Consider the following 17,773-nt stretch of genomic DNA (forward strand, 5'->3'; position numbering starts at 1 on the left):
TGCTGCGCCACCCGCCAGGGGTGAGCGCAGCAGGCGCGCTGTTTTTCCCGTGTTGTCGACTGTTCTGAATTCCCTGCGGGCAGTCATCGGTCGAGAGATTCCCCCGTGAACCCAGTCCCTCTAGTCAGCCTCGTCATCCCTGCCTGCAATCCTGTTTACTTCCGAGCGGCCTTGGTCAGTGCCTTGGCTCAGGACTACGACAACCTCGAGGTCATTGTCTGCGACGACAGCCGTGGGGCGCAGATCGAGGCGGTGGTCGAGGAGTTGCGCAGCCTGGCGCGTCACCCGCTGGTCTATGTACGCAACCGGCAGCCACTGGGTTTTGCCGGGAACCTGCAGCTTGGGCTAGAGCAAAGTCAGGGGCAGTACATCAAGTTCCTCTGTGACGATGACCGCCTGATGGCCGATTGCGTGTCCAACCAGGTACGCCTGTTCGAAGCTCATGACGATGTCAGTCTGGTCGCGGCCAGACGTTATCTGGTGGATGCCGAAGATCACATCTTGCCGCAGCGTCTGGAGACCAGCCCGGTTACCTTTGGCGATACCCTGTTCAATGGCGACGACCTGCTGGATTTCTTCGAGACCCGTCAACTCAATTTCATCGGCGGACTGAGCAGCGTGCTGCTGCGCGCCAGTGATCTGCGCGAACTGCTGCCGGCGCTGGCACCGGGCTTCGTGGCCCTGCTCGACTTCGTCCTGTTCGTGTGCCTGCTGCGCCGAGGGCACCTGGGCGTCACCGCCGGGGTACATTGTGTGGAGCGGGTTCATCCCGACCAGCTGCGTCGCCAGGATCATGTGAAGGCCGCGGCTGTTCAGGAAGCGCAGCACCTGCGTGACATGTTCGCGGCACGCACCGCCGAGCGCGAGCCGTTCTCCGGTTGGGTCCGGGTGCAGATCCTGCACCCGGACGAACGTGCTGGTCAGCGTACCTGGGAAAACCTGTTCCTGGTCCACACCTTGCGCTGTCTTCAGGCAATTCACGAGTCCCATGTCGGCAGTGACAGCGACAGTTTTGCCGAGCTTTATGGCAAATGGTTGGCCTGCCGCCAGGACCCTCTGGTGCTGGCGCGGCTGATGCGCCTGAGCGAGCACTGGCCGACGCGCCCGCGCATCGTGCCGGTGGTGATCGACCGCGAGGGCGATGCCCAGGCCCTGCAAGTGACCCTGGACAGTATCGCGCATCAGTCCTATGGCGCCGATACCACCCTGGTTCTGTCCAGCGCGCCTACGGCGGTACTGCAGGATGGCCGGGTGATCGGCCAGCTGTTGCAGGCTGATTGGGCCGAGCAGTTGAACGGCCTGGTCGACCAGCTGGAGGGCGTGGACTGGATCTACCTGCTGCGCGCCGGTGATCGGCTCAATGCGTTCAGTCTGATGCTGCTGGCCGAACGGATCGTCGCTCGTCCACAAATGGCCTGCTGCTACGGCGATGAGGGTAGTCTTCGGGAGGGGGTCTCAGCGGAACCTGTATTCAAGCCCGACTTCAACCTCGACCTGATGCGCGGCTACCCCTACACCGGTCGCATGCTGGCGTACTCCCGTGAGGCCATTCGAACGCTGGGTGGTTTTGCCGCGGGTTACCGCGAGCTGGCGCCCCACGATTTGCTCTGGCGCCTGGTGGAAAGCCGTGGCCCGCAGACCATCGAGCACATTCCCGAAGTCCTGGCTGAAACCACGTTGAGCTATGCCGCCTGGTTGTCCTCGACGGACGTGATCGAGGAAAATCCTCGCCTGCTCGATGCGCACCTCAAGCGTTTGGGCGTGGCCTATCGGTTGCAGAATGACGGCGGGGCAATCAACCATGTGCGTTACCTGCATGCCACGCAGCCATTGGTGAGCCTGGTGATCAGTGCCCGGGATCAATTGCCAGCGCTCGAGCGTTGCCTGGAAAGCATGCTGGAGAAGACCGCCTACAGCCACTACGAAGTGCTGATCGTCGATAATGCCAGCCAGGGCGCCGACACCCATGCCTGGCTGGCAGCCCTGCAGCAGATGGGCGGCGACAAGTTACGGGTGCTGAAGCTGGAAGAGGAAACCAGCTTCGCGACTGTGCAGAACCTGGCCGCGCAACATGCCCGTGGCGACTACCTGCTGATGTTGAGTCCGTTCGTCGTTGCCACCGAGCCAGACTGGCTCGATGCGTTGCTCAGTCACGGGCAGCGCCATGAAGTCGGCGCGGTGGGTGCCAAGTTGTGCAATGGCCACGGCCTTGTCGTCCATGCCGGTGGCGTGCTTGGCCTGCGTGGAGCGGTGGGTTCGCCATTCGTCGGTGAGCCGATGGAGGCGGGCGGTTACATGCAGCGCTTGCAGGTGGCGCAGAATTATTCAGTTGTCGGCGCCGATTGCCTGCTGGTGCGCAAGCAGCTCTTTATCGAACTGGGAGGGCTCGACGACAGCGTCTTCGACCTGGCGTTCAGCGATGTCGACCTGGGGCTGCGGTTGGGCAAGGCTGGGTACCTGGTGGTCTGGGCGCCGGATGCCCGGCTGGTGCTCGACCCTCCGCCAGCGGCGGCGGTCGACCCGCAGCGCGAAGCTGAGCGCCAGGCTCGGCTGGCGGAACAGCATGATGCCTTCTTCCGCGCCTGGATGCCGGTCGTGGCGCGCGACCCGGCCTACAACATCAACCTGTCACTCAATGGTTCGAGCTTCTGCCTGGACCCGGGCCTCAAGGCGGCCTGGACGCCCTTCGTCGGTCGCCCATTGCCCCATGTGCTGGCCTTGCCGATGAACAAGACGGCGGTTGGGCATTATCGGGTAATCCAGCCGGTGGTAGAGCTGGAGAAGGCCGGCTGGGTCACCCAGCAGCAGTATTTCGAGATCCCGACCAACGTCGAGTTGGAGCGCTGCTCGCCAGATGTCGCGATTCTGCAAGGGCGTTACACGGAAGGTTTCGTCAAGGAAATCGAACGGCTCAAGACCTTCTCCAAGGGCTTCTGCATCTATGAACTGGACGACTACGTGATCAACGTGCCGAAGAAGAATGGTCACCTCAAGCACACGCCCAAGGATCTGGAAAGATCGCTGCGTCGAGGTATCGAGCGTTGTGACCGCCTCGTGGTGTCGACCCAGGCCCTGGCGGATGCGCTGCATGACACCCACAGTGATATCCGGGTGATGCCGAACATGCTTGCCGAGCAGCTCTGGACCGGCTTGCGCAGCCACCGTCGCACCTCGCGCAAGCCGCGGGTAGGTTGGGGTGGTGGCACCAGCCACACAGGTGACCTGGAGGTGATTGCCGATGTGGTCAAGACCTTGGCGAACGAGGTCGACTGGGTGTTCTTCGGCATGTGTCCGCCCGCGTTGCGGCCGTACATCAGCGAGTTCCATCCGCCGGTACCGCTGGAGCTGTACCCGGCCAAGCTCGCCAGCCTGAACCTGGACCTGGCCCTGGCGCCGTTGGAGTACCACATTTTCAACGACTGCAAGAGCAACCTGCGCCTGCTTGAGTACGGCGCCTGTGGGTACCCGGTGATCGTCACCGACACCCGCGCCTACGAAGGCTACCTGCCGTGCACGCGAATCAAGACCAACAGCACGGCGGAGTGGCTGGAGGCGATTCGCATGCACCTGGCCGACCCGGACGAGAGTTTCCGCATGGGTGACCGACTGAAGCAGGAAGTGCTGCGTGACTATGTGCTGCGTGAAGAGCATGTGCAGCATTGGTACAGCGGGTGGATGCCAGGCTGATCGAGGCTTTCCAGGGCTGTTCGCGGATGGCGTGGCGTCTGCGAACAGCTCGCCATCTGCGCAGGTTAGGCTCTGTACGAAAAGCCTAGATACTCGGTGATGCTGCGTTGAAGACAGCCTCGGAATGCTCATTTACAACCCGTAAACTCCGCTTCCTCGGCTGTTTTCGCCTTGCCTGGGCTTCGTCTCAAGACTTTCCACACAGAGCCTAGGGTGAAAGACGCCATTTGGCGCGTTTCCTGCAAGTCCCCCGTCATATCGCCATAAATCGTGCAGCCACACGACCCATGGCCGGTGACGAACAAGAGGGGACTACATGAAGGCGGTAATTCTGGCGGGTGGACTGGGCACGCGTATCAGCGAAGAGTCCCACCTCAAGCCAAAGCCCATGATCGAGATCGGTGGAAAGCCAATTCTCTGGCACATCATGAAGCAGTACTCGGCCCACGGCATCCACGATTTCGTGATCTGCCTGGGCTACAAGGGGTACGCGATCAAGGATTTCTTCGCCAACTACTTCCTGCACACCTCGGACGTCACCTTCGACATGCGCGCCAACCGCATGGACGTACACCAGAACTACAGCGAGCCATGGCGGGTCACCCTGGTCGACACCGGTGAGGAGACCATGACCGGTGGTCGCCTGCGCCGCGCAGCGCGCTACCTGGAGGGCGAAGAAGCGTTCTGCTTCACCTATGGTGACGGCGTCTCGGACCTGAATATCGGCGCCCTGGTCGATTTCCACCTGGCCCACGGCAAGCTGGCCACCGTCACCGCCGTACAGCCCCCAGGACGCTATGGTGCACTGGCGCGCGATGGCGACCGGGTCAGCGGTTTCGTCGAGAAGCCCCGTGGCGACGGCGGCTGGATCAACGGTGGCTTCTTCGTGCTCTCGCCCAAGGTGCTTGGCTACATCGCCGATGACCAGACCTCCTGGGAATCCGAACCGCTCGCGCGGCTGGCTGCCGAGTCGCAGTTGCACGCCTTCCAGCACGATGGCTTTTGGCATCCGATGGATACGTTGCGCGACAAGAACCACTTGGAACACCTCTGGCAGAACGGGGAGGCACCATGGAAACAGTGGGCCTGAACCCAGCGTTCTGGCAGGGCAAGCGTGTCCTGCTGACCGGTCACACCGGCTTCAAGGGCAGTTGGCTTGCGCTCTGGCTGCGTGAGCTGGGCGCGCAGGTCACGGGTTTCGCCCTGGACCCTGGCAGCGAACCCAGTCTGTTCGAGTTGGCCCGGGTCGGCAGCGATATCACTGATGTGCGCGGCGACCTGCGTGACTTGGCGGCGTTGCTTGAAGTCGTGGCCGAAGTGCAGCCTGAAATCGTCCTGCATCTGGCGGCGCAGCCGCTGGTGCGCGAAGCCTACCGGGACCCGCTGGGCACCTATTCCAGCAATGTCATGGGCACCCTCAACCTGCTGGAAGCCGTGCGCCAGGTTGGTGGAGTGCGCGCCTGCGTGCTGGTGACCACCGACAAGGTCTACGCCAACCAGGAATGGCCGTGGCCGTACCGCGAGAACGAAGCCCTCGGCGGGCACGACCCCTACAGCAGCAGCAAAGCCTGCTGCGAGCTGCTGGCACAATCCTATGCCGCCTCGTTCTTCCCGGCGGCCAAGCACGCCGAACACGGCCTGGCCCTGGCGACCGCCCGCGCCGGTAACGTGTTGGGCGGTGGCGATTTCGCCGCCGACCGCTTGGTCCCCGATGTGCTGAAGGCTTGGTCAGCAGGTGAGCCGGTAACCCTGCGCTATCCCCACGCCGTGCGCCCCTGGCAGCACGCGCTGGAGCCACTGGCCGGCTACCTGCTTCTGGCCGAGCGCCTGTACCAGGAAGGCCCGGCCTATGCTGGCGCCTGGAACTTCGGGCCAGGCGAGCAGGACATGTGCAGCGTTGGCGAAGTGGTCAATTACCTTGCCCGCCAATGGCCCGAAGCGCCTGGGCTGCAGGTGGAGCCGAGCGAGCTGCACGAGGCCGGCCTGCTGCGCCTGGACAGCTCCCGCGCCCGCCAGGTGCTGGGGTGGCGCACGCGCTGGACGTTGCGCGAGTGCCTCGGTCACACCCTCGACTGGCACCTTGCCTGGCAGCGCGGCGAAAACATGCGTGCCTTCACCCTCGACCAGCTGAACCTGTATGCGGAGCTGTCGTGACTGATCTGCGACTGCAAGCCTTGCCCCTCGACGGCCTGTTCAGCGTCCAGCACAAGCGTCATGGCGACGCGCGTGGCCAGTTCGCCAGGCTGTTCTGCGAAACCAGCCTGGGCGAGCTGGGCACACCGTTCCAGGTGCGTCAGATCAACCACTCGCACACCCTCGGTCAGGGCAGCGTACGTGGCCTCCACTACCAGCTTGGCGATACCCCGGAAGCCAAACTGATCACCTGCCTGCGCGGTGAAGTCTGGGACGTGGCCGTGGACCTGCGCCAGGGTTCGCCCACCTTCCTGCAGTGGCACGCCGAGCACCTGCGTGCCGGCGATGGCCGCAGCCTGTTGATCCCAGCGGGCTTTGCCCATGGCTTCCAGGTGCTGAGCGAGGAAGCCGAACTGCTTTACCTGCACAGCGCCGACTATGCGCCGGGCCGCGAAGGCGGGTTGTCGGTGCACGATCCGAAACTGGCCATCGCCTGGCCGCTGCCTGTCAAGAATCTGTCAGCCAGGGATGCCGAGCACCCCTGGCTGACCCCATCGTTCACCGGAGTATGTCCATGAACTGCCGTGGCTGTGGTACCTGCCTGAGCCTGCCCCTGATCGACCTTGGCACCGCGCCGCCGTCCAATGCCTACCTGCGCGCCGAGCAGTTGGCCGCGGCCGAGGCCTGGGTGCCGTTGAAAGTGGCGGTGTGCGAGCAGTGCTGGCTGGTGCAGACCGAGGATTACACACGCGCCGATGCATTGTTCGATGCCGACTACGCCTATTTCAGCTCCTATTCGAGCTCCTGGCTGGCTCATGCCCGCGACTACGTGGGGCAGATGGTCGAGCGCTTTGGGCTGACCACGCACAGCCGTGTAGTGGAAATCGCCGCCAACGATGGTTATCTGCTGCAATATGTGGCCGAGCGCGGCATTCCTTGCCTGGGTGTGGAACCCACCCGCAGCACTGCCCAGGCAGCACGCGACAAGGGGCTGGAGATCCGTGAAGTGTTCTTCGGTCAGCAAGCCGCCCGCGAGCTGGTCAAGGAAGGCTGGTCGGCCGACCTCATGGCAGCCAACAACGTGTTGGCCCATGTGCCGGACATCAACGATTTCCTGAGCGGTTTCGCCACCCTGCTCAAGCCAGGCGGCGTGGCCACTTTCGAGTTTCCACACCTGCTCTGCCTGATGGCCGAGCATCAGTTCGACACCCTGTACCACGAGCACTATTCGTACCTGTCGCTGACCGCGGTGAATACCTTGTGCGCGCGCAACGGCCTGGAGATCTTCGATGTCAGCGAACTGCCCACCCATGGCGGTTCGCTGCGCGTGTTCGCGCAGCGCGCTGGTGGCCCGCAGGTGCGCCAGCCCAGCGTCGATGACCTGCTCGGCATCGAGGCGGGTGTGGGTGTGAGTACGGCGGCGTTCTACAGCACCCTGGCGCCTGCGGCCGAACGCATCAAGCACCAGCTGTTGCGCTTCCTGCTGCAGGCCAAGGCCGAAGGCAAGCGCGTGGTCGGCTATGGCGCAGCTGCCAAGGGCAATACCTTGTTCAACTACGCCGGGGTCAAGCCTGATCTGCTGGCCTGGGTCGCCGACGCCAACCCGCACAAGCAGGGCAAGTTCCTGCCAGGTAGTCGGATTCCAGTGGTTGCCCCTGAGCGCCTGGCCATCGAACAGCCCGATTACGTGCTGGTACTGCCCTGGAACCTGCTCAAGGAGATCAGCGAGCAGCAGGCGCAAGTCCATGAATGGGGTGGGCGGTTTGTCATCGCCGTGCCGGAGCTGACCATCCTGTGAGTGCCTTGAACGTGCTTGTCACAGGGGCCACCGGTTTCGTTGGCCGGCATCTGGTCAGTGCACTTCTGGCTCGCGGGCATCAGGTGCGCGCCGTCGCGCGCAGACCGGAAATCGCCCGGACGATGGCGTGGTTCGACCAAGTCGAGTTCGTCAGCGCCGATATCCATGACCCGCAACTGCCGATCGACGCGCTGTGCGACGGTGTCGACGCATTGGTGCACCTGGCTTGGCCTGGGTTGCCTAATTACCAGGGGTTGTTTCACTTCGAGCACAACCTGATGGCTGACTATGGCTTTATCCAGCGCGTGGTTCAGCGCGGGGTTGCCCGGGTCCAGGTCACGGGTACCTGTTTTGAATACGGCCTGCAAAACGGTGCGCTGCATGAGTCGCTGCCGTGCCAGCCGGCCAACCCCTACGGGCTGGCCAAGCACAGCCTGCGCCTGTTCCTGGAAAGCCTGGCCCGGCAGCAGCCCTTCGCTTTGCAGTGGGTTCGGCTGTTCTACCTGTTCGGCGAAGGGCAGAACCCCAGCAGCCTGCTGGCGGCGCTGGACCGGGCCATCGATGACGGGCTGGCGCGCTTCGATATGTCGGGCGGTGAGCAGTTGCGTGATTTCCTGCCCATCGAGACCGCCGTCGGCTACATGGCCGAGTTGCTTGGCCAGGGTGATTTCAGCGGTGTGGTCAATTGCTGTAGTGGTCAGCCGATATCGGTTCGCACGCTGGTCGAGACCCATATCGCCCGCCGTGGTGCACACATGGCGCTGAACCTGGGGCACTACCCTTATCCGGCCCACGAACCGATGGCGTTCTGGGGCGATGCCCGTCGGTTGCGGGCCCAGCTGGGAGCTTGTGATGAAGCATGAGTTGTACCGCGCCACTGGCCTGCCGGTGCTGCAGAACCGCACCTTCGCCGATGCCGAGTCGGCACGCGCCTCGGCCAGTGCCGACATGCGCCTCGTGCAGGACAGCCGTACGGGTTTGGTCTATAACGACGCCTTCGAGGCAGACCGGCTCAGCTACGACAGTGACTACCAGAACGAGCAGGCTCACTCGGCGCGTTTCCAGCGCCACCTGGACGACGTGGAAGGCGTCATCGCCCGCTACTTCAAGGGCCAGAGCCTGATCGAAGTCGGTTGCGGCAAGGGCTGGTTCCTGGAGTTGCTGCGCGAACGCGGCTATGCCGTCACCGGCATTGACCCAGCCTACGAAGGTGACAACCCGGACGTGGTCAAGGCCCCGTTCACCCGTGAGCTGAACCGCTCGGCCGACGCCATCGTGCTGCGCCATGTGCTCGAACACATCGAAGACCCAGTGTCCTTCCTCGTGGCGATTGCCGAGGCCAATGGCGGGGCGGGACAGATCTACATCGAAGTGCCGTGCCTGGACTGGATCATCGAGCACAAGGCCTGGTTCGACCTGTTCTACGAGCACGTCAACTATTTCCGCCTAAGCGATCTGCGCCGTCTGTTCGGTACCGTCGCCGAAGCCGGCCACCTGTTCGACGGCCAGTACCTGTACATCGTGGCCGACCTTGCCAGCCTGCGTACCGATCTAGAACCGGTGCCCAGGCTGACGCTGCCTGCCGACTTCAGCGCCAGCCTGGAGCGCGCCGTGCACATCGTGCAGCGCGATGGCCAGCGTGGCTCGGCGATCTGGGGCGCCTCGTCCAAGGGCGTGATCTATTCGCTGTTCCTGCAGCGCGCCGGCGCGCCGGTGGACTGGGTGATCGACATCAACCCGGCCAAGCAAGGCCGCTATCTGCCCCTGAGCGGGGCGCGGGTGTCCTCGCCGCAGGAGGCGCTCGCGGCCCTGCCGCAGGGCGCGCAGCTGTTCGTGATGAATTCCAACTACCTCGAAGAAATCCGCCGCATGACCGACGATCGTTTCGTCTATCACGCCGTCGACAGCGCCGATTTCACTGACCTGCCAACCGAGTGAAGCACAATGACCGACACGCCTATCCAAGCCTTCGAAGCCGAATGCAACGCGCAAATTGCCGCCCAGGGTGAAGACAAGGAGCTGCAGCAGCTGTCCCGCGACTTCTTTAACAAGTCTGCCGCGCACAAGTACAGCTACCACTTTTCGTGGATGGGCCGGCCCATCATCCAGTTGCCCCAGGACATGATGGCGATGCAGGAGATTGTCTGGCAGGTGAAGCCTGACCTGATCATCGAATGCGGTATCGCCCACGGTGGTTCGATTCTCTACTACGCCTCGCTGCTGGAACTGCAGGGCCACGGTGAGGTGCTGGGCATCGACATCGACATCCGCCCGCACAACCGCGAGGCTATCGAGGCGCACCCGATGAGCAAGCGCGTGCGCATGATCGAAGGGTCCAGCATCGATGCTGCCATCGCCGAGCAGGTCAAGGCCATTGCCGAAGGCAAGAAGGTGATCCTGGTGCTCGACTCCAACCACACCCACGAACACGTGCTCAAGGAGCTTGAGCTGTACGCGCCACTGGTGGCCGTGGGCAGCTACTGCGTGGTGATGGACACCGTGGTCGAGGACATGCCGGCCGATTTCTTCCCCGATCGCCCATGGGGCCACGGTGATAACCCCAAGACCGCGGTCTGGGAATACCTCAAGGGCAACGACAGCTTCGAGATCGACTATCAGCTGCAGAACAAGCTGTTGGTGACCGTGGCGCCGGACGGCTACCTGCGCCGGGTTCGCTGAGACATTCAACAGGGTTCGATTTCTTCGGCGGCAACGCCAATGGTGGTGAAGACTATGCAAGGCAATTTCGCAGCAGACCAGGCAGCCACGCTGCGCGAGCGATTCACACTGGTGCTGATGACCCACAACCGTCCGGTATTCCTGCACCGCACGTTGCAGTACTACAGCAGCTATCCGTGCTCGATCCTCGTGCTCGATTCCTCTACCGAGTCTGCCGCGGCTATCGCTGCACAGTTCCCGGGTGTCGAGTACCTGCACCTGCCGCAGTACTCGTACCTGGGCTTCCAGGCCAAGCTGACCCATGGCGTGAGCCTGGTACGCACGCCTTACATGGCCTTCGCCGCCGACGACGACTTCCTGCTACAGGACGGCCTGAACCAATCGCTGGATTTTCTCGACGCCAACCCGGACTACGGGATGTGCCATGGCTACAGCATGATGTACCTGGCAGAGGCCACCCGCATCAATTACTTCCGCCGGGACAAGAAGGTCAGCGAGGACTACGGCCACCCGCGTGCGGAACAGCGGGTGATGGACTACATGGACGAGTTCATTCCGCCGTTCTTTGCCGTTACCCGCACCGAGCTGCTGCGCCGCTGGTTCGAACTGCTGCCCGAGGGCACCAGCTTCGAATGGCAGGAGATCGGTCATGTGTACTTCTTGCTGGCCAACGCCAAGGCGCGGATCCTGCCGGTTCCCTATGCCGTGCGCGAGGCCAACTACGGCAGCTCCGAGCACAAGACCGAAGTGATCCACGTGCTCAGTTTCACCGACGCCAAGTCGGTGGCTGGGCGTGAAGCATTCGCCGACTTCCTCGCCGGTCTGCCGACGGCCATTGAAGGACTGAGCCGCGAGGCGTTGCGCCAGCATGCCCTGGACAGCTTCGCGGCCATGGCCCAGAGCCTGTTCCAGCGCCGGGCGCTGACTTTGGAAAAGGTGTGGACCTCCAGCTGGGCCGATCCGCTGAAGCCGCCAGTGCGTAGCTTCCTGCCATCGCAATATGTGGAGATGCCTTTTTACAACCAGGCGTTCTTCGATCGCCTGACCGAGCTGGAATTCCTGGTTCACGCCATGCCTGCCGGGCGTCTGCAATTGGAGCAGCTCGAGGGCTTGTTGTTGCGTCAGGAATATCTGCTCCAAGTGCAGGACGGCGATACCCAGGCCACCCTCAAGGGGCGCTTGTGGCAGGCGCTGGAGTGCAACGGATTTAACCGCAAGGTCATTCAGAGACTGGTCGAGCAGCTGCGAGCGTCCGGTGAGGTCGAAGAGGCGGAGCTGTTCGCGGCCTGGCTGATGCGTCTTTTGCAGGTGTCGGAGCAGTCAGGGCGAGAGTTGCTTGGCAACATGCGCTCGGGGCGCCTGCTCGATTGGCTGGAGGCGCGCAAGCCCGACGCAGCGGCGCTGAGCGCAATCAACGAGCATTTGGCGCTGCACCAGGGCGGGCCGCAGTTCGGCATTCTGCTGCTGGACCTGGAAAACGATATGTCCAGGCTGCAGGAAACCTTCGACAGCTTGCTGGGGGGCTTGAGCAACGCATTCCGGATCATGGTGTTCACCACCGGCGAACCACCGATGGTCACCTCGCTGCACAACACCCTGCATTTCATCAAGGTCAGCCGTGAAGACTATGTCGAGCGGATCAACCAGATCGCCCGACAGACCGCCTGCGAATGGCTGCTGCTGGCCGAGGCTGGTGATCGTTTCACCGCCACTGGCCTCTTGCGCGCGAGCCTCGAACTATTGAACGCGCCGGATTGCCGTGCTGTCGCGGTGGACGAGATCCAGCAACAGGCCAATGGAGCCTGGCGTGAACTGCGGCGCCCTGGGGTCAACCTTGACCTGCTGCAGACAAATCCTGCGCTGATGGCGCGTCACTGGTTGCTGCGCCGCGAAGCGTTGGTGGAAGCCGGTGGCTTTGACAACCAGTACCGAGACGCCCTGGAGTTCGACCTGCTGTTGCGCTTGATCGAGCAGGGCGGCCTCAATGGCCTGGCCCACCTCGACGAGCCACTGCTGATCACCCCGGTGCCGAATGCCAGCGACAACGAACATGCGCGCCAGACTCTGGTCCGGCATCTGGCGACCCGTGGCTACAAGGCCCAGGTCAGCACTCCGAGCGTGGGTACCCTGCGTATCGATTACCGTCACATCGAGCGACCGCTGGTGAGCATCGTGCTGCAGAGCCAGGACAACTTTGCCGAGCTCCAGCGTTGCCTGGAAAGCATCCTGCAGCGTACCCGGTACCTGCGTTACGAAGTGCTGATCGCCGACAACGCCAGCCAATCGCCAGGGTTGCTGGATTGGCTGGCGCAGCTTCAGCAAGGCGGTGGCAAGGTGCGCGTGCTGCAAAGTGCCGAGCGCCTGAGCCCCGCCGCCCTGTGCAATGCGGCCTGTGCCGAGGCCAAGGGCGAGTACCTGGTGCTGCTGGCGGCCGATGCCGAGGTGGTAAACGCCAACTGGATCGAGGCCCTGCTGAACCAGGCGCAGCGTCCGGAAGTGGGCGTGGTCGGCGGCAAATTGCTCGATGCTTCTGGCAAGCTCAGCCAGGCCGGCCTGCGGCTGGAGGCTGAAGGTAGGGTTGTGCCAGCCTTCGCCGGCGAGTCCGCAGAGGCCGGTGGCTACCTGAACCGGCTGTCGGTCGAGCAGAACTGTCCGGCAGTCTCGGCGAGCTGCCTGATGATTCGTAGCGAAGTCTTCCGCGCCCTGGAAGGCCTGGACGAGGCGGTCTTCGCCCACGCTCACGGTGATGTCGACCTGTGTCTGAAAGCCGCCGCAGCCGGCCTGCTGACGGTGTGGACACCGCAGGTCCAGGTGATCCACCCAGGCACGCTCGTAGAGGATGAGGTGGCACTGGCGGCCTTGCGCGCCAAATGGTCGGCGCAATGGCAGGGTGGTATCCAAGGCACGGACCTTGCCCTGGATAAGGCGGCGCTGGACTGGGCTGGCTTGGTCGGCTGATCTCGCGCCCCCATGGGGCTGGCCTGCATCTTGCTTCGGGCTGGATCATAGGGGGCGCGAGTCAGAAATATGTATGCTGTGCGCCTGGCCTGACACTGCAACCGGGTGACCTCGTCAGACGAGGGCGCCCAACCTAGGATCCAGGTATGTTCGACGACAAGTCCATTTTCATTTCCGGGGGAACCGGTTCGTTCGGGCGTCGCTTCATCGAACGGCTGCTTGAGCGTTACCGGCCGCGACGCGTCGTGGTGTTCTCCCGGGACGAACTGAAGCAGTACGAGATGCAGCAGCGCTTCAATGCGCCGTGCATGCGTTACTTCCTGGGCGATGTGCGCGATGCCGAGCGTGTGCGTCAGGCCATGCGCGGCATCGACTATGTCGTTCATGCCGCGGCGCTCAAGCATGTACCTGCTGCCGAGTACAACCCCACCGAGTGCATCCGTACCAACGTCAATGGTGCCGAGAACATCATCGCCGCCGCGATTGAGAACGGTGTTCAGAAAGTCGTCGCGCTGTCCACCGACAAGGCCGCTAGCCCTATCAACCTGTATGGCGCGACCAAGCTGCTGTCGGACAAACTGTTCGTGGCCGCCAACAATTTCGCTGGGCAGCAGGACACCCGTTTCGCGGTGGTTCGCTACGGCAACGTCGCCGGCTCGCGGGGCTCGGTGGTGCCGTTCTTCAAGCGTTTGATCGAGGAGGGCGCCCGCGAGCTGCCGATCACCGACCCTCGCATGACGCGTTTCTGGATCACCCTGGACCATGGCGTGCAATTCGTGCTCGACAGCTTTGCCCGCATGCACGGCGGCGAAGTGTTCGTGCCCAAGATTCCCTCCATTCGCATCGTCGACCTGGCCAGCGGCATGGCCGGGCACCTGCCGCAGAATGTGGTTGGCATCCGTCCGGGCGAGAAGCTGCACGAATTGATGATCCCCTTGGACGATGCGCGGATGACCCTCGAATTTGGCGATCATTTCACCATCGTGCCGTCGATTCGCTTCAACCATATGGATGTCGATTTCGCTGTCGACCGCGTCGGTGAAACCGGTCGCTGGGTTGCCGAAGACTTCGAGTATCGCTCCGACACCAACCCCGCTTTCCTGACCGTGGAGCAACTGACCGACCTGCATGCCGGGTTGCCAGCATGATTCCCTATGGCCGGCAGAACATCGACCAGGCGGACGTTGCCGCGGTCGTCGAGGTGCTGCAGTCCGACTGGCTGACCCAAGGCCCGCTGATCGAGCGCTTCGAGCAGGCTATCGCGCAGCGCTGTGCTGCGGGCTACGCGGTGGCGGTGTGCAACGCCACCGCCGGCTTGCACCTGGCCTGTCTCGCCGCAGGTCTGGGAGACGGTGACTATTTGTGGACCAGCCCCATCAGTTTCGTCGCGTCGGCGAACTGTGGTCGCTATTGCGGGGCCAGCGTCGACTTCGTCGACATCGATCCGTACACCTGGACGATCGATGCCGGAGCACTGGCGGTCAAGCTCGAGCAGGCTGCCCGGGAACGGCGCTTGCCCAAGGTCGTGGTCGCGGTGGCGTTCGCCGGGCAAAGCGCCGACATGCGTGCGATCGCGGCGCTGGCCCGGCAGTATGGTTTCACCCTGATCGAGGATGCGGCCCATGCAGTCGGTGCGCGCTATGCGGGGGCGCCGGTTGGCTGCGGCGAATTTGCCGACATGACGGTGTTCAGTTTTCACCCGGTGAAGATCATCACCACGGCCGAAGGCGGCATGGTCCTTACCAATCGAGCCGACCTGGGCCAGCGCTTGCGCTTGCTGCGCAGCCATGGGATCACCCGTGACGCCAGCCAGATGACCGAGGAGAGCCACGGCAGTTGGTACTACCAGCAACTGGAGCTGGGGTTCAATTACCGCATTACCGACCTACAAGCCGCTCTGGGGCTTTCCCAGCTGACGCGACTCGATGCGTTCCTTGCCCGTCGCCGCGAGCTGGCGTCTCGCTATCAGCGTCTGCTGGCGCACTTGCCGGTGACTGTCCAGGCGCCCCAGGCGGAAGCCGAGTCCGCCTGGCACCTGTTCGTGATTCGTCTGAAGAGTGATCGTCTGCAGTGTTCGCATCGAGCGGTGTTCGAGGGCATGCGGGCCGCGGGGGTTGGGGTCAACCTGCATTACATCCCCATTCACTTGCAGCCGTATTACCGCGATTTGGGTTTCAGCCTGGGGGACTTCCCGCAGGCCGAACGCTATTACGCGGAGGCCCTTAGCCTGCCGATGTACCCGGACCTGACCGACGCTCAGCAGGACCATGTGGTCGACAGCCTGTACAGGCTGCTTGACGCGTCCAGGGCCAATGCGTATGACTGAGCGTCCGCAAGGTAATGTCGCGATCATTCCCGCTCGCGGTGGCAGCAAGCGGATCCCGCGCAAGAACCTCAAGACCTTCGCCGGGTTGCCGATCATTGCCCACTCGATCCGGGCAGCACTGTCCAGTGGCCTGTTCGAACAAGTAGTGGTCAGTACCGACGATCCGGAAATCGAAGCGGTGGCACGGGAATTTGGCGCACAGGTGCCGTTTCGGCGGCCGGCTTCCCTGGCCGACGACCATGCGACTACCCATGCCGTGGTCAGCCATGCCCTACAGACCCTGGCAAGCCAGGGGCACGTCCTGACCCATGCGTGTTGCATCTACGCCACCGCACCTTTCGTGCAGCAGCGCTACCTGCAAGAGGGGCTGGCATTGCTGCGGCAGCACCCCGAGCGCTCCTTCGCCTTTTCAGTATGCAATTTCGGCTTTCCCGTCCAACGGGCGCTGACCCTGGACGATCAGGGGGCGCTGGTGCCGTTGTACCCGCAGTTCCGTGAAACCCGATCGCAGGACCTGACGCCGGCTTACCAGGATGCCGGACAGTTCTACTGGGGGCGTGTGGATGCCTGGTTGCGGCACGAGGTGCTGTATTCCGAGCGCAGCTTGCCGGTGATCATTCCGCGGCATCTGGTTCAAGACATCGATACCGAGGATGACTGGCTGCGCGCGCAATACCTCTATGCGGCGCTGAAGGCCGGCGGGGAGCTGGCCCCATGAGGGTGCTGGTGAGGGCGGACGCCTCCTCGACGATGGGTGTCGGTCACATAGCACGTTGCCTGACCTTGGCCAACGCCCTGCGTGAGCGGGGAGCGCAGGTCAGTTTTGCCTGCTGCCTGCTCGACGGTCATCGGCGGGAGGCCATTGAACAGGAAGGCTTCGAGGTCTTTGCCTGGGAGCAGCCTCCGCAACAGCCTGGCGTCGAGCCTTGGGCGGCGGATATCGCCGCGCTGCGCGAGGTGTTGCCGGAGCGCGCTGGATTCGATTGGGTGGTTGTCGACCACTATGCCCTGGATGCGCGCTGGGAGCAGGCTGCCCGGGTAGTGGCCCAGCGCGTCGCGGTGATCGACGACCTGGCCGACCGCGCCCACGTGGCCGACCTGCTGCTGGATCAGAATTTCAACGCTAGCGAGGCGCTTTACGCTCCCTTGTTGACACCGACCTGCCGACGTTTGCTGGGGCCACGGTACGCACTGGTACGGCCAGCCTTGCAGCAGCCGGCGATTACGATCGCGCCCCAGGCCCGGCGAGTGTTGGTCAGCTTCGGCGGATTCGATGTGGCGGGTATGCTGCCCAAGACCTTGCAGGCGCTGTCCTGCATCGAAGACGTGCAAGTGACGTGTATCGCCGGGCTCGGGCACCCGCAGCGCGGGATGCTTGCCCAGCTGTGCAGCATGCGCCCCGGTTGGGAGCTGCACGCCTACGTCGACGATCTGCCGGCGCGGATGGCCGCGTCGGACGTATTCATCGGCGCCGGTGGTGGTACGACCTGGGAGCGCGCCGCGTTGGGCTTGCCGAGCCTGTGCGTGAGCGTGGCGGACAATCAGCGAGCCAATGCACAGGCGATGGCTCGGGCGGGCATGCACTTGTATCTGGGCGACGCCGCGCACGTCGATGTGCCGGCGCTGCGTCAAGCGATTGGCTTACTGCTGGATAATCAGGCCCTGCGCCAGAGCTTCGCTGAACGCAGTCGCGCATTGGTCGATGGGCGGGGGGCGCAGCGAATGGCTGTGGCCTTGCTGGGTGAGGGGCTGGTGTTGCGTCAGGGCCGGATCGAAGATGCTCGGGTGTTGTTCGACGGGCGCAACGCCCCCGAGGTGCGGCGCCGTTCGCAGCAGGGACAGGCATTGGATTGGCCAGGGCATCAGGCCTGGCTGGCCGCGACGCTGGCCGATCCGCAACGCCTGCTGTTGATCGCAGAGGCTGCCGACGGGCCAGTGGGAAGTGTGCGCTACGACCGCTTGCCGGGGCGACGCGCGCGGGTATCGCTGTACCTGTTCGCAGGGCGTTTCGGCCTGGGCTGGGGCAGGGCGCTGCTCGCCCGTGGCGAGGCTTTCGTGCGTGAACGGTGGCCAGACTTGAAGGCGATAGACGCTCAGGTGTTGCCCGACAATCAGGCATCATTGCAATTATTCATCGATGCTGGCTACGTGCAGTCTCCCTGCGCGTTCGAGCGGGTTTTCCAGGAGTAACC

At 63.5% G+C, this 17,773-nt stretch carries 13 protein-coding genes; all 13 read left to right on the forward strand.

Features of this window, described 5'->3' with window-relative positions; all coding sequences use genetic code 11:
- Positions 1-105: 105 nt before the first annotated feature.
- The 13 genes from C4Q26_RS19635 to pseG all read left to right on the forward strand — a co-directional run bounded on the left by C4Q26_RS19635 (position 106) and on the right by pseG (position 17,771).
- A complete protein-coding gene (locus tag C4Q26_RS19635) occupies positions 106-3,687 on the forward strand; it encodes a glycosyltransferase (protein ID WP_104883415.1) in 3,582 nt (1,193 codons plus the stop codon).
- A gap of 316 nt (positions 3,688-4,003) precedes the next feature.
- Positions 4,004-4,777, forward strand: a complete 774-nt coding sequence (gene rfbF / locus C4Q26_RS19640) for a glucose-1-phosphate cytidylyltransferase (RefSeq protein WP_023381554.1) — start codon at positions 4,004-4,006, stop codon at positions 4,775-4,777.
- Positions 4,759-5,841 (forward strand): CDP-glucose 4,6-dehydratase, encoded by a 1,083-nt coding sequence (gene rfbG / locus C4Q26_RS19645; protein ID WP_023381553.1) that lies wholly within the window; start codon positions 4,759-4,761, stop codon positions 5,839-5,841. Before rfbF ends, rfbG begins: the two co-directional genes overlap by 19 nt.
- Complete coding sequence (locus C4Q26_RS19650) at positions 5,838-6,398, forward strand: dTDP-4-dehydrorhamnose 3,5-epimerase family protein (RefSeq protein ID WP_023381552.1); 561 nt, start codon at positions 5,838-5,840, stop codon at positions 6,396-6,398. The genes rfbG and C4Q26_RS19650 overlap by 4 nt, the downstream gene beginning before the upstream one ends.
- Positions 6,395-7,618: a class I SAM-dependent methyltransferase gene (locus tag C4Q26_RS19655; protein WP_027908231.1), complete on the forward strand. Its 1,224-nt coding sequence runs from the start codon at positions 6,395-6,397 to the stop codon at positions 7,616-7,618. The genes C4Q26_RS19650 and C4Q26_RS19655 overlap by 4 nt, the downstream gene beginning before the upstream one ends.
- A 5-nt stretch (positions 7,619-7,623) precedes the next feature.
- Complete coding sequence (locus tag C4Q26_RS19660) at positions 7,624-8,481, forward strand: NAD(P)-dependent oxidoreductase (protein WP_051376138.1); 858 nt, start codon at positions 7,624-7,626, stop codon at positions 8,479-8,481.
- Positions 8,471-9,556 (forward strand): class I SAM-dependent methyltransferase, encoded by a 1,086-nt coding sequence (locus tag C4Q26_RS19665; RefSeq protein WP_027908233.1) that lies wholly within the window; start codon positions 8,471-8,473, stop codon positions 9,554-9,556. The genes C4Q26_RS19660 and C4Q26_RS19665 overlap by 11 nt, the downstream gene beginning before the upstream one ends.
- Before the next feature lie 6 nt (positions 9,557-9,562).
- The gene (locus C4Q26_RS19670; protein WP_023381548.1) at positions 9,563-10,297 is read left to right on the forward strand and encodes a cephalosporin hydroxylase family protein; all 735 of its coding nucleotides are present in this window, start codon (positions 9,563-9,565) and stop codon (positions 10,295-10,297) included.
- A gap of 54 nt (positions 10,298-10,351) precedes the next feature.
- Positions 10,352-13,255 carry a TIGR00180 family glycosyltransferase gene (locus tag C4Q26_RS19675; protein ID WP_104883416.1) on the forward strand — a complete coding sequence of 968 codons (2,904 nt, stop codon included), beginning with the start codon at positions 10,352-10,354 and terminating at the stop codon, positions 13,253-13,255.
- A 146-nt stretch (positions 13,256-13,401) separates the two neighbouring features.
- Complete coding sequence (gene pseB, locus C4Q26_RS19680; RefSeq protein ID WP_023381546.1) at positions 13,402-14,403, forward strand: UDP-N-acetylglucosamine 4,6-dehydratase (inverting); 1,002 nt, start codon at positions 13,402-13,404, stop codon at positions 14,401-14,403.
- Positions 14,400-15,581, forward strand: a complete 1,182-nt coding sequence (gene pseC, locus C4Q26_RS19685) for a UDP-4-amino-4,6-dideoxy-N-acetyl-beta-L-altrosamine transaminase (protein ID WP_023381545.1) — start codon at positions 14,400-14,402, stop codon at positions 15,579-15,581. The genes pseB and pseC overlap by 4 nt, the downstream gene beginning before the upstream one ends.
- A complete protein-coding gene (gene pseF / locus C4Q26_RS19690; RefSeq protein WP_023381544.1) occupies positions 15,574-16,299 on the forward strand; it encodes a pseudaminic acid cytidylyltransferase in 726 nt (241 codons plus the stop codon). Before pseC ends, pseF begins: the two co-directional genes overlap by 8 nt.
- The gene (gene pseG, locus C4Q26_RS19695) at positions 16,296-17,771 is read left to right on the forward strand and encodes a UDP-2,4-diacetamido-2,4,6-trideoxy-beta-L-altropyranose hydrolase (protein WP_027908236.1); all 1,476 of its coding nucleotides are present in this window, start codon (positions 16,296-16,298) and stop codon (positions 17,769-17,771) included. Before pseF ends, pseG begins: the two co-directional genes overlap by 4 nt.
- Positions 17,772-17,773 lie beyond the last annotated feature (2 nt).

Source organism: Pseudomonas sp. SWI44 (genome assembly GCF_002947915.1).
Classification (GTDB): domain Bacteria; phylum Pseudomonadota; class Gammaproteobacteria; order Pseudomonadales; family Pseudomonadaceae; genus Aquipseudomonas; species Aquipseudomonas taiwanensis.

Coding starts and splice junctions, on each gene's coding strand:
- C4Q26_RS19655 (WP_027908231.1), top strand. CDS start 6,395: ATGAACTGCCGTGGCTGTGGTACCTGCCTGAGCCTGCCCCTGATCGAC.
- C4Q26_RS19665 (WP_027908233.1), top strand. CDS start 8,471: ATGAAGCATGAGTTGTACCGCGCCACTGGCCTGCCGGTGCTGCAGAAC.
- pseG (WP_027908236.1), top strand. CDS start 16,296: ATGAGGGTGCTGGTGAGGGCGGACGCCTCCTCGACGATGGGTGTCGGT.
- C4Q26_RS19675 (WP_104883416.1), top strand. CDS start 10,352: ATGCAAGGCAATTTCGCAGCAGACCAGGCAGCCACGCTGCGCGAGCGA.
- pseC (WP_023381545.1), top strand. CDS start 14,400: ATGATTCCCTATGGCCGGCAGAACATCGACCAGGCGGACGTTGCCGCG.
- pseF (WP_023381544.1), top strand. CDS start 15,574: ATGACTGAGCGTCCGCAAGGTAATGTCGCGATCATTCCCGCTCGCGGT.
- C4Q26_RS19670 (WP_023381548.1), top strand. CDS start 9,563: ATGACCGACACGCCTATCCAAGCCTTCGAAGCCGAATGCAACGCGCAA.
- rfbF (WP_023381554.1), top strand. CDS start 4,004: ATGAAGGCGGTAATTCTGGCGGGTGGACTGGGCACGCGTATCAGCGAA.
- pseB (WP_023381546.1), top strand. CDS start 13,402: ATGTTCGACGACAAGTCCATTTTCATTTCCGGGGGAACCGGTTCGTTC.
- rfbG (WP_023381553.1), top strand. CDS start 4,759: ATGGAAACAGTGGGCCTGAACCCAGCGTTCTGGCAGGGCAAGCGTGTC.